The organism is Flavobacterium subsaxonicum WB 4.1-42 = DSM 21790 (assembly GCF_000422725.1).
Lineage (GTDB): Bacteria > Bacteroidota > Bacteroidia > Flavobacteriales > Flavobacteriaceae > Flavobacterium > Flavobacterium subsaxonicum.
Genome location: NZ_AUGP01000004.1, coordinates 78,173 through 91,473 on the forward strand (window position 1 = coordinate 78,173; position 13,301 = coordinate 91,473).

Annotated in this window: 6 protein-coding genes; 4 read left to right on the plus strand and 2 right to left on the minus strand. The window is 43.3% G+C overall.

Going from position 1 to position 13,301, the window contains the following annotated elements; all coding sequences use genetic code 11:
* Positions 1-28 precede the first annotated feature (28 nt).
* Both G509_RS0101945 and G509_RS0101950 read left to right on the plus strand, forming a co-directional pair.
* Entirely contained in the window at positions 29-973 is a 945-nt protein-coding gene (locus tag G509_RS0101945) for a pseudouridine synthase (protein ID WP_026989990.1), read from the plus strand.
* Positions 973-1,335, plus strand: coding sequence for a nuclear transport factor 2 family protein (locus G509_RS0101950; RefSeq protein ID WP_026989991.1), 363 nt, complete (start codon positions 973-975; stop codon positions 1,333-1,335). The genes G509_RS0101945 and G509_RS0101950 overlap by 1 nt, the downstream gene beginning before the upstream one ends.
* Before the next feature lie 56 nt (positions 1,336-1,391).
* Here G509_RS0101950 and G509_RS0101955 read toward each other — a convergent pair whose 3' ends face one another.
* On the minus strand, positions 1,392-3,551 hold the full coding sequence (locus G509_RS0101955) for a M3 family metallopeptidase (RefSeq protein ID WP_035738361.1): 2,160 nt from the start codon (positions 3,549-3,551) through the stop codon (positions 1,392-1,394).
* Between the two features lie 161 nt (positions 3,552-3,712).
* On the opposite strand from G509_RS0101955, the gene G509_RS21280 reads away from it, so the two are divergent.
* Positions 3,713-6,547, plus strand: a complete 2,835-nt coding sequence (locus G509_RS21280) for an AsmA family protein (protein WP_051199892.1) — start codon at positions 3,713-3,715, stop codon at positions 6,545-6,547.
* A 36-nt stretch (positions 6,548-6,583) separates the two neighbouring features.
* Here G509_RS21280 and G509_RS0101965 read toward each other — a convergent pair whose 3' ends face one another.
* Positions 6,584-7,483 carry a NifU family protein gene (locus G509_RS0101965; protein WP_026989993.1) on the minus strand — a complete coding sequence of 300 codons (900 nt, stop codon included), beginning with the start codon at positions 7,481-7,483 and terminating at the stop codon, positions 6,584-6,586.
* A gap of 257 nt (positions 7,484-7,740) precedes the next feature.
* On the opposite strand from G509_RS0101965, the gene G509_RS21285 reads away from it, so the two are divergent.
* Positions 7,741-13,301: choice-of-anchor L domain-containing protein (locus tag G509_RS21285; RefSeq protein WP_035738363.1), on the plus strand; the 5,561-nt coding region annotated here is incomplete at its 3' end.

The following is a 13,301-nucleotide window of genomic DNA, read 5'->3' on the forward strand; positions in this document are numbered from 1 at the left end:
TCCTATCTTTGCAAAAATATTTAGCATTATGAATAGCGGTAACAGCAGGAAAGGCGGCGCAGGCAGAGGGGGCAATGACAGGAAAAAAAGCGGGTCTCCGTCTAAACCACTTAATAAAACAAGAAAACCGGCAGCCAAACCAAAGGCTGATGCCGAAGGGGCAGGGGCTGCACCTAAAAAAGCGGGCTTTGTAAAAGTTACACCCGGTTTTGAAAGAAAACAGGCAGAGCGCAAACCGGCTGCTCCTAAAAAGCCATCTAACCCGGATGAGCTTAGGTTAAACAAATACATATCTAACTCTGGCGCATGTTCGCGCAGGGATGCCGATATTTACATAAAATCAGGTAACGTTAAGGTTAACGGCGTTGTGGTTACAGAAATGGGTCACAGGGTTAAACTTACCGATAAGGTAGATTTTGATGGCGTAACCCTTATGCCGGAGAAAAAAGAATACCTGTTGCTTAACAAGCCTAAAAACTTTAGTACCAGTGGCGATGGCGATGCCGATATGCGCAACGTTATGGAGCTTATTCGCGGTGCCAGTAAAGGTAACCTGCAGCCTGTAGGCCGTATGGATAAAAACACTACCGGGCTTCTTATTTTTACTAACGATACCGATATGATACGTAAGTTTGGCCTGCCAAACCAAAAATCATTTAAAATATACCAGGTTACTTTAGATAAGAACCTTAAGTTTGAAGATCTTGAAAAAATTGCAGGAGGCGTTCAGTTAGATGGTCACCGCCTGTTTGTAGACGAGATTAGCTACATTGAAGAACAACCTAAGACTGAAGTGGGTATTAAACTTCGCACACAAAACATAAAAGTGGTTCGTGCTATATTCGAGTCGTTTAAGTACGATGTTCTTAAGGTAGACCGTGTATCTTACGCCGGGCTTACTAAAAAGAACCTGCCACGTGGTAACTACAGGTTCTTAACAGAACAGGAAGTTATAAACCTTAAAAATATTTAATGGAACCAAGGGATATAGAATACATTGCCATGCAGTGGTTTGAGGCGTTTAACAATAAACAGCTTGATAAATTACTGGATTTGTATGCTTACGATGCCGAACATTTTAGCCCGAAGCTTAAAGTAAGGAAACCCGAAACAAACGGACTTGTAAAAGGCCATGCCGCTATGCGCGAATGGTGGCAGGATGCTTTTAACAGGCTGCCTACGTTACAGTACAAGGTTAAAACCCTTACGGCGAATAACTACCGCGTTTTTAGCGAATACATTCGGATTGTAGAGGGCGAAGAAGATATGCTGGTTGCCGAAGTGTTTGATGTTAACAATGGCAAAATAGTATTTTCCCGCGTTTACCACGGCTAAATTTAAATTTACAGATGATATAAAAAATGCCCACGCTTAGCGTGGGCATTTTTGTTTTAATCTAACATTTTAGTGTTTTGCAGCTGCGGGGTTTTCTTTTCGAGTCCCCTTTTGCGTAGCAAAGGCTCAATAGAGGGTTTTGCGCCCCTAAAAGCTTCATACATCAGTTGAGGGTCGCCGGTGCCGCCACGCTCCAGTATGTTTGTCCTAAAGGCTTTTGCGGTGTTCTTATCAAACAACGATGTGCTCCTGAAGGCTTCAAAAGCATCGGTATCCAGTACGCCGCTCCATATATAGCTGTAATACCCGGCCGAATACCCACCACTAAAAATATGGTTGTAATAGGTGCTCCTGTAACGGGGAATGATAGACGGTATAAGCCCAAGCTTTTTCATGGCTTCTTCTTCAAATGGTGCCACGTTTTGGGTAAGGTCTTCGGTGCGCGAGTGGTAATCCAGGTCCAGGTAGCTTGCCGCAAGGTATTCAACCGTAGCAAAGCCCTGATCGAAAGTAGCCGACTCCTGTAGCTTAGTAATCAGCTCATCCGGAATAACCGCTCCTGTTTTGTAATGTTTGGCATACAGCTTAAGCACTTCGGGTTCGGCAGCCCAGTTTTCCATAACCTGAGAGGGTAGTTCAACAAAATCGGTAGGTACATTGGTGCCCGCCAGGCTCACGTAGTTAACATTGCTAAGCAGGCCATGCAGGGCGTGCCCAAACTCGTGGAAAAACGTAGTGGTTTCATCAAAAGTAAGCAGCGCAGGGGTGTTGCCGGTAGGTTTTGTAAAGTTACACACTATAGAGATAATCGGCGCAATGCGTTTACCGTCCTGCATTTTCTGGTCACGGTACGATGTCATCCACGCACCACCTGATTTACTTGCTCTCGGATAAAAATCCATGTATAAAATACCCACAAGCTTGCCATCGGCCTCGGTAACTTCCCAGGCGGTTACATCTTTTTGGTACACCGGTACATCTTTAAGCTGCTTAAATTTAAGTCCGTATAAATTTCCGGCAACGGTAAAAATACCCTCACGCACATTGTCAAGGCTAAAATAAGGCTTTATCTCCTGCTCGTCCAGGTTGTAGCGCTGCTTGCGTATTTTCTCAGTATAATACCTCCAGTCATACGGCTGCACGGCATCGTTAATGCCGTCGGCAACCATAAGCTTTTTAATATCGGCTTCTTCGGCTTTAGCCTTTTCAAGGGCAGGCTTCCAAAGTTGGTCTAACAGCTCATACACCCTTTCCGGTGTTTTAGCCATGCGCTCTTCCAACACAAAATGGGCGTGGCTTTTATAGCCTAACAAGTGTGCTTTTTCGGCACGCAGGTTAGTAAGCTGTATTACATTAATACGGTTATCGGTCGCGTTGCCGTTGTTGCCGCGGTTCTGGTAGGCCGTCCATATTTTTTTTCGGAGTTCGCGGTTATCGGCATATTGCAAAAACGGCATCACGCTGGCGTTTTGCAAGGTAAACAGCCATTTGCCGTCTTTACCCTTAGCCTTGGCATCATCGGCGGCAGCGGCAATAGCCTCCTGCGGCAGGCCGGCAAGGTCTTTTTTATCCGATACTACCAACTCAAAACTATTTGTTTCGGCCAGTACATTATCGCCAAATTTCAGGGCAATAACGGCCAGTTCTTCGTTAATTTTTCTAAGGCGGTCTTTCTGGTCGTCGTTAAGGTTGGCGCCGCTCCTAACAAAAGCCTTATATTTCTTTTCCAGCAGCTTTGCCTCTTCGCGGTTCAGCTTAAATCCAATCTGGTTATCCCACACACTTTTAACGCGGGTAAACAGTTTTTGGTTCAGATAAATATCATCATAATGTTTAGAAAGGGCAGGGGCCATTTCCTGCGCAAGGGCCTGCATCTCGGGGTTGGTGTTGGCCGATGTTAAATTTTCGAACACCATAACAATGCGGGTAAGCAGCGTGCCGGTATTTTCTAAGGCAACAATGGTATTTTTAAAGTTAGGCTGCTCGTGGCTGTTGGCAATGGCATCTATTTCGCCCTGCTGTATGCGCATAGCCTCCTGCAGGGCAGGCTTATAATGTTCGGTCTTAATTTCGTTAAACGGCGGGGCGCCATAAGGGGTATCCCAAGTGGCTAATAAAGGGTTGTCTTCACCTATGCTCCCGGCTTTATTTTCTCTGTGGCACGACATAAATATACTGGCTGTTAGGGTTAAAATAAGTGTTGTTGTTTTGTTCATGCTTTAATATTTGCTCATTATTGTAAAGTTATCTTTTATAACCCGTAATGCCAAATATATACTGCAATAAAAGGCCTTTATATTAATGCTAAGTTAAATAGAATAAGATATTAAGACTAAAATACTAATTTTAAAATTAAGAATTTTATTACTTTTATAGCATGAAGATACGCGCAAAAAAAATAGCCTTAGGATTTTTAAAATGGACCGGTATTTTTATTGCGTTCATACTACTGCTCATGTTTCTAATCCCGCTACTATTTCCGGGACAAGTAAGCGAGCAGGTTAAAAAAATAGCCAACAAGAGTTTGGCAGGCGAGCTTAATTTCTCTAAATCAAAACTGTCGTTCTTTACGCACTTTCCGTCGTTAACGGTGGCGCTGGACGATTTTTCCCTAAAAGGATCGGTGCCTTATGCCAACGATACGCTGCTAAAGGCAGACCAGGTGGCCTTTGGCATAAACCTTAAACGCCTTATTTTTGATAATGAGGTTAAGATAGACGAACTTTATGTTAACGATGCCCTTATTAACGTAATGGTTAACGAGAAAGGCCAGGCCAACTATAACGTATATGTATCTGAAGACAAACAGCCCAAAGACCCTAACGCCGAAGGCCCTGCCATTAGGCTGGACCGTATCGATTTTGAAAACTGCCATATAAAATATAACGACCTTTCGGCCAAGATACTCGTAGATGCACACGGGTTTAATTATGTGGGCAAGGGCGACCTTAGCGAAGATGTATTTGATTTGCGAACCGATGCTAATATCGATTCCATCGACTTTTCGTATGCCAATACGTATTACCTTCAGAAAAAAGAATTGCATGCCGACCTGATTACGCGTATTAACACCAATGCGTTATCGTTTATACTACAAAAAAACGAGCTTAAGATAAACGAGCTTCCGCTGGAATTTACAGGTGTGTTTACCATCCTTGCCGATGGTTATAAGATTGATATTGATGCTGCATCAGAAAATACTACGCTTAAAGACCTGATATCGGTAATGCCGCCGGAATATCTAAGCTGGGCTAAAGATACCGAGATTGATGGCCGTGCCGATTTGCTTTTCAGGTTCAAGGGGCGCTATAATGCCGCTAAAAACCAACAGCCCGATCTTGGCTTTAAGTTAAAAGTGCGCGATGGCGGTGTGGTATATAAAGGCGCACCGGCTAAGCTGACCGATTTCCAGATGGACCTTGCGGCTTTTTTACCGGCGCTTGATGTTAACAGGCTTAAGATAAACCTTAAAAAGTTTGACTTTAAAGTAGGCGATAAAGATTATTTTAAGGCTATGGTGCAAACCCAGGGCATGACCGATATGGCTGTTAAGGCTAAAATTAAAGGCACGCTCGATTTGCAATTGCTTGATGCTGCCATTGGCCTGCCCAACATGGATCTTAAAGGTATGCTAAGGGCAGACATTACAGCTAACGGTAATTATAATGCCGAGAAAAAATTGTTCCCTAAAACCAAAGGGGGTATTAACCTGCAGAACGGCTGGCTTAAAACCGATTATTACCCTAACCCAATTACCGATATTACTATTGTAACCAATGTAATTAACACCAACGGAACCTTTCAGGACTTAAAGGTGGCTATTACGCCGGCATCGTTTGTGTTTGAGGGTAACCCGGTATATGTAAATGCAACGCTATCTGATTTTGACGACCTGTTTTACGATGCCAAAATTAAGGGCGAGCTAAACATTGGCAGGATCTATAAAGTGTTTCAGCAAAAAGGGCTGGACGTTACCGGCTACGCCAAGGCCGATCTGTCGCTTAAAGGTAGGCAGAGTTATGCCACAACCGGGCAGTACAGCAAACTGAACAATAAGGGCACGCTGGTGCTAAAAGATATCAAAACAACATCAGAATTATTCCCAAAACCGTTTTTTGTGAATGAAGGTTATTTTTCGTTCCACAACGAGAAAATGAATTTTGATAAGTTTATAGCACACTACGGCAAATCAGATTTTGCCATGAACGGCTACCTGCTTAATACCATCAACTACTTTTTAGAGTCGCATGGCACGTTGAGCGGTAACTTCAACTTAAAATCGAAGCTTATTAACGTAGATGAGTTTATGACGCTTAAAGAAGGCGAGAACACCGACAGGAAAGTAGAGGTGGAGCAGGTTAAGGCACAAAACCCTAAAATGAGTGGAGTAGTGGCTGTGCCAACCAATCTTAACGTGTCGCTTATTGCCAATGCCGATAAAGTAGAATACACCGGGCTTACACTAAACAAGCTAATTGGCAAGGTGGCAGTAAGCAAAGGGAAAATAACCCTCGAAAAAACAACCTTTAATATTATAGACTGCGTTGTGGGCATAGATGCCGCTTACGATGATGAGTCGGCTACGGCGGCCAACTTTGATGCGCATTTTACCGCAAAAGACTTTAATGTAAAAAGGGCGTATAACGAGATTCCATTATTTCATGAATTGGTTACCGCGGCCGAAAAAGCAGAGGGTATAATATCTATAGACTACAAAATTAAAGGCGACCTGGATGGTAATATGGGGCCTATTTACGAATCGCTGGAAGGTGGCGGAACGGTATCGGTACGCGATGTTAAGGTAAGCGGCCTTAAAATGTTTAACGTTATAAGCAGCAAGACCGGCCAGGATGGTTTAGATAACCCTAATATTAAAGGTATAGACATTAAAACCACTATAGATAATAATGTTATACGTATAGAGCCTTTTACATTTAAGATAGCCGTTTTCAGGCCAACCATAAAAGGTACCACCACGTTTGATGGCCTGTTAGATATACGTGTGCGTTTAGGCCTGCCGCCAGGAGGGTTAATAGGTATACCTATAGTAGTAACCGGTACGCACTCAGATCCTAAAATAAAAGTGTTCAGCAAAACCGGCCAAAAAATAGAAGAGGCTAAGTATAACGAAAAAACCAACACCGTTATAAAAGAAGAAAAACGCGAAAACCCAACCCGGGATGATAGCGGCGAAAAAATACAAGGCAATTAAACAAAAATCCCGCTCATGGCGGGATTTTTTTGTGTGTTAGGCGTTTATGGCCTCAACCTTAATATCATTATCGTTAAGCATATCCTTAAGCATGTTCTCTATACCGCTTTTAAGGGTAAAGGTGCTCGATGGGCATCCGCTGCAGGCGCCCTGCAAAACCACCTTAACACGTTTATCGGCTTCATCATAACTTTCAAAAGCAATGTTGCCACCATCGGCCTGAACCGCCGGCTTAACATACTCCTCTAAAATATTAATTATTTTTTGCGATGTAACATCCAATGCGTCAAAATAAGCTTCCTGCTGTTTTTCGGCCTGTGGCAGTTTTTGTATAACAGACTCGTCTATAACCGGGTTGCCGTTTTCCAGGTACACCTTAATAAAAGAGCGAACTTCGGGCGTAACCTCGTCCCACTCATTAACAGCATACTTGGTTATCGAAATATAATTCTCGTCTATAAAAACTTCTTTTACAAAAGGAAATTTAAAGAGCTCTTTAGCCAGTGGCGATGCTGCCGTGTCATCAATATTCTTAAACTCGGCGCTGGTTTTGGTCAGCAGCTTGTTGGCAACAAATTTAAGTACCGATGGGTTAGGGGTGCTCTCTACATAAACGGTAGCAGGCAGTTTCTTTTTTGTTTCTTCGGTTTCCTGAACAATAATACCGCCAGTGTTTACAAACTCTTCAATTTGTGCGGCAACATCGTCCTGTACATCGGGCCACTCTACAATAGAGTATTTTTCTATACCTACAAAATTGCCCGATATGTAAACGGTTTTTACAAACGGCAGGTAAAACAATTGGCGTGCAAGGGGCGAGGTTGCGGTATCGTCTATATTTTTAAATTCGTAATTGCCTTTCTGGGCAACAAAATCGCTGAACTCGAATTTTATGATAGCGGCGTTTTGGGTGGGCCTTATAGTTACTTTTTCCATGATTCTAAAATTTATGCAAAATTAGCATAAAAAAAATTAAACAGGCAGGTAGGGTATTTATTCATTAACTTGTTATTCTGTAGTAAAAAGGATGAATAAGTTATTTATCTCTTACAATTTAATTTAATTTGTGATTTTTTAAAATTTAACAGCTTAAAATATATACTAATATCTATATTTGGGAATTTTATACCCTAACATTTTGTTAAGATATATTTAATAGTTTTTAACTATCGGAGTACTTTAAAATTTGCTATATGAGGAAACTACTACTAACCTTGCTTTTGTTTTTAGGATCTTTGGGCGTTTTCGCCCAATCAGACGTTGTTGTATTTAGCAACAATCCTAACATGACGTATGTTGCCGGCGAAACAATGACCTTTACGGTTATGGTAACCAACAACGGGCCACAGGCTGCCTTAAACGTGGCTGTCTTTTTCCCAATTCCAACCGGTATTCCAATCCCGGCGGGTGTTACCAAATTCTGGTGGACGGGCAGTAACGGCTCTGCCGGTACCAACGTACAGTTAAACAACACCATACCAACGTTAAATGTTAACCAAACGGTTACTTATACTATTAATATTAAGATACCTGATGAGTACACCCTGCCGATAGACCCGGTTCAGGTAACGTACGCAACACGATCTGATATTGAGGTTATAAAAACAGATAACCAGGCAACCTACGAGCCCGATACCGATGTGGTATATACCATAACGGTAGTTAACCACGGCCCGGAAGCTACAACAAAAAGCGTACAGATTACAGATGCAATACCCGCAGGTATAACCCAGTTTAGCTGGACAGGCAATGGTAATAACGGTACTAACGTTCCGTTGGTTGCGCAAACCGGTATTTTAGATGTGGGCGAAGAAGTAACCTATACTGTTACACTGCATGTGCCTGCAACCTTTACAGGCAACCTTGTTAATACAGTATCTTATATAGCAACAGTTACAGATCCAACACCTACATGCCCTCAGTGTACTGATACAGATGTGCTTAATGCGGGTGCCAATTTAGTAGTTACAACAACCAATAACCAAACCACCTACACTGCAGGTGGTACTGCTGTTTATACCGTTACGGTAACCAATAACGGCCCGCAGGATGCAGCCGGTGTTAACGTATCTGTACCGGTGCCGGCGGGTGTAACCATAACATCGTGGACAGGTAGTAATAGTTCATCGGGCACAGGTGCTGTTGCCGATGCTGTTGGCACACTTGCCGATGGCGAATCGGTTACTTATACAATTACGGTAGCTATACCTGCAACTAAAACAGGTGCTTTATCTCTAAATGCTACGGCAACTTCTACCACTACAGATCCGGATACATCGTGCACATTATGTACCGATACTGATTTTGATGCTTCATCGGCAGATATCGTAACAACAAAAACATTAGGCTCAGGCACTGCTTACACAGCAGGTGCTAATGCCGTTTATACAATAACCGTTCATAACAACGGCCCAACGGCAGCACAGAATGTAGTAGTATCTGATGCTGTTCCTGCCGGGCTTAATGCAGCAAATGCATACTGGACAGGTTCTAACGGTACTTTTGGTACCGGCAACCTTTTAGATACAATAGCTTTATTAGAAAACGGTGCAACAGTAACCTATACGTTTACTATTCCTGTTCCAAGCAATTTTAGCCAGACAACCAATATAGTTAACGAGGTAACCGTAACCAGCGATACTCCAGATCCGGTTCCGGGCTGTACTACCTGTACCGTTACGGCTACGCCAAACCCTATGGCTAACCTTATAACGCTTAAAACAAACAATCAAGCGTCTTATCTTGTAAACTCATCTACCACCTACACCATTACGGTAACCAACCCGGGCCCAAGTGATGCTTTTAACGTTGTTGTAAAAGACAACAAGCCTTACTACATAGATGTAATGACCTGGGAGGGTAACGGCACCGGTGGCAGCGGATCTTTTACAAATACAATTCCTGTATTGGCAGCCGGCGAAAGTATGACCTATACGGTGCAAATTTTTATTCCAGAAGATTATGCAAGCTTTGTGGGTAACCTTACTAATACCGCAATTATTACCAGTGGTACGCCAGACCCTATACCTGCGTGCCCGGGCTGTATTGATACAGATACGCCACGCGGCAATTTTGTAACTACATCTAACGATCAGTACACAGTGCCTGAGTTGATAGAAGATGTACTTATAGATGTAAACTGCGTTGGTATAGATAATGTTACATGGAGCACAGGTACTAACTATGGCTCATGGAACAATGGTATTGCTTATTTCCATGCCAATAATAGTACTTTTCCAATTTACGAAGGTGTAGTTCTTACATCTGGTAACGCAGTGCCTACTAACGGAGAAAATAATGGTGTAGATGGGCCTAACCTTCAAACTATTAGTAGTACCAACTGGCCGGGTGATGCAGATCTTCAGGCTGCTACAGGTACTAATACCGTAAGTGCATCATGGATAAAGTTTAACTTTGTACCGGTATCAGACAGCTTTAGCTTTAACTTCCTTTTCGCATCAGAAGAATATGGTAATGCAAGTTTCGAATGTAATTTTACCGATGTATTTGCATTCCTTCTTATAAACGAAACGTTAGGCGAAACAACACCTCTTAATCTTGCGGTTATACCAGAAACAACAATTCCGGTTGGTGTTACAACCATTCACCCATCTAACCCGGGTGGTTGTGGTGCGGTTAACGAAGAATATTTTGGACAATATAATACCGGTGCAGCAGCGGCTACAGCCCCAATTAACTTTAATGGGCAAACCATTATTATGCAGGCCAGTGCCGAGGTAGTGCCTAATGATACCTACTCTATTAAACTTGCTATTGCCAATGGTAATGATGGTGCCTTAAACTCTGCCGTATTTATAGAGGCAGGTAGTTTTGATATTGGCCAGCCGCAATTACCGCCAGATATTACATTGGGTAACGAAGCTTTACTGCTTTGCCATGGCGATACCTTTATATTAGATGCCGCCGTAGCCAACGAAGATATGTTGGTTAAATGGAAGCAGAATGGCGAGTGGATTCTTGATGAAGATGGTGAGTTTGTAGATACAGAAACAATAACGGTTTCAGAGCCGGGTACTTATACAGTGTTAGGTTACTTTGCTTCTAATCCAGAGTGCTTTATTTCAGATGATATTGTTATAGACTTTTATCCTGAAATAATGGCCGGAGAGCCAATTGACCTTGAGGCTTGCGGTACTACAGCTAATGGTGTAACTACAGGGGTGTTTAACCTTACACAAAATAACACCAATTTATTAAACGGTATGGCTGCTTCTACGCATCCAATAAAATATTATGCGAGCGAACTGGATGCTACCGAAGGTTTCCCTGTAATAACAGCAGCTAATGCTGCGGCTTATACGGCAGTGGATGGTTATGAAATATTTGTTACTATAGAAGATTACGATACAGGCTGTTTGTTAACTAAATCTTTTATACTAAATATATTAGATTGTAACGTGCCGCTAACACCTATAGAAAACTTACATATTTGTGAGGTTGCTCCATACAATCAATTCGAAATTTTTGACCTTACATCGCAAAATGATGTATTGCTTAACCAATTAGATCCTGCTGATTTTACAGTTACATACCACAATAGCCAGGCCGATGCCAATACAGGAGATAACGCTATAGATACCCCTGAAAATTACAATGGTACTACAGAAACTATTTATATAAGGGTAGAGCGTAACGATAACCCAACTGCTTTTGGTACAACATCATTCGATCTTATAGTAACCCCTCAGCCTGCTATTTTAGAAGTAGAAGATGTAGAAGCTTGTAACAGCTATATACTTCCTGAAATAGAAGTGGGTAGCTATTATACAGCTGCTAACGGACAAGGCCAGCTTTTAGAAGATGGTTCTCCTATAACAGAAACGCAAACAGTATACATTTTTGCACAGGAAGGCGAGGCGCCATACACCTGTACAGATGAGGCAAGCTTTGTTGTTACTATTTATAACACCCCTGTAATTGCACAACCGCAGGATGTTATTGCCTGCGAGGGTTATGTACTTCCTGAATTAACATTGGGTAATTACTTTACCGGTGCAAACGGAACGGGCACACAGCTTTTTGCTGAAAGTATTATAGAAGAAACGCAGGTAATTCACATCTTTGCCGCAAGTGGCGATGAAGATTTTAGCTGCCCTGCAGATGTTTTCTTTACAGTAACAATTACTAATCCACCGGTTGTTGCCGATGCTATACCGTTAGAGGCTTGCGATTACACACTTGGCGATGCCAACCCTGTAAACGATTTTAGCGCAGCATTTGATTTAACCCAGGCAGGTACGCAGGTAATAGGCAACCAGACCGGTTTAACGGTAACGTACTATACCTCTCAGGCAGGCGCATTAAGCGGCAGTAATGTTGGCTTAATAACAGCAGCCGAGGCAGTAAGCTATTATACAGAGAGTACCCCTGTAACACCGGCCGAACCGTTATACATAAGGGTAGTATCATCAACGGGAGCCACTAACTGTGCCACCGTAGTGCCATTACAGCTAATAGTGCACCCAACCCCGGTAATCCCTGTAATAACAGATTTTGTACAGTGCGACTATATAAACTCACCGGACGGAACCGAGCTTTTTGACCTTACAACTAAGGATATCGAAGCCGATGTAAACCCGGAACTAAATAACACAGTTACGTATTACACCACGCAGGCCGATGCCGTAGCCGGTGTAAACGCCATACAGACACCAACTGCTTATCCAAGCGAAACGGCAGCAAACGGAGAACAAACCGTTTATGTAAGGGTAGAGAGCACCTTTGGGTGTTTCAGGACATCATCGTTTACCCTTGTGGTAAACCCGCTACCTGTAATCATTACCCCGGCCGACCCTTTCCTTGCATGCGAAGAAACACCGGGCCAGGCCCTGTTTGACCTTGATGCCATAGAGCCGGTAGTAACCGGCGGTGCAGCAGGCTTTACAGCATCGTACTACGCTACCGAGGCAGCCGCCATAGCAGGCGGTACAGGCCTTGTAACGCCATACCTTTCGCCAAATGCTACTATCTACGTAAGGGTAATTAACGACCTTACCGGATGTGCATCAATAACCACAGCAGAGCTTCAGGTGCTACCTGCACCAATAGCCCCGGTAGTACCGGCATTAGAAGAATGCGATGCTAATAACGACCAGGTAGCAGTATTCAACATCAACACAGCACTGGATTATATCCTGTCGTACATGGGCGGATCAGTAACACTTACCGTACACGAAACCCTGAACGATGCTACCTACGAGGCCAATGCACTTACAGCAGCCCAAATAGCAGCTTATACCAACGTATTTGCCTTTACCACCAACGGTGTACAAACCCTTTACATCCGTGTAGAAGGGGCAGGAACTGAATGTTTCGACATTGCAGAGCTGCAATTGATCGTACACCCAACCCCTGTTGCAGTAACCCCTGCAGCGCCATACCAGCTTTGCGACAACGGAGCAAGCGATACCGATGGCCAGGCCGTATTCGACCTTACCACGTATGCCGAAGAAGTACTGGGCGCCAACAGCCCTGCGCTGTACAGCGTAAGCTACTTTACCAGCTTTGATGCAGCGGTAAGCGGCAGTGGGCCGATACCTAACCCGGCCAACCACACCAGCGCAAGCGGCACAGTATACATAAAAGTAACCAACAACGCTACAGGCTGCTACGACATCGTGGAGCTGGAGCTTATAGTAAATCCGTTACCGGTAGTAAACAACCCAACGCCATTTACGGTGTGTGATGACAACGACCCGGATAACGAGAACGAAGAATTTGACCTTACCACTAA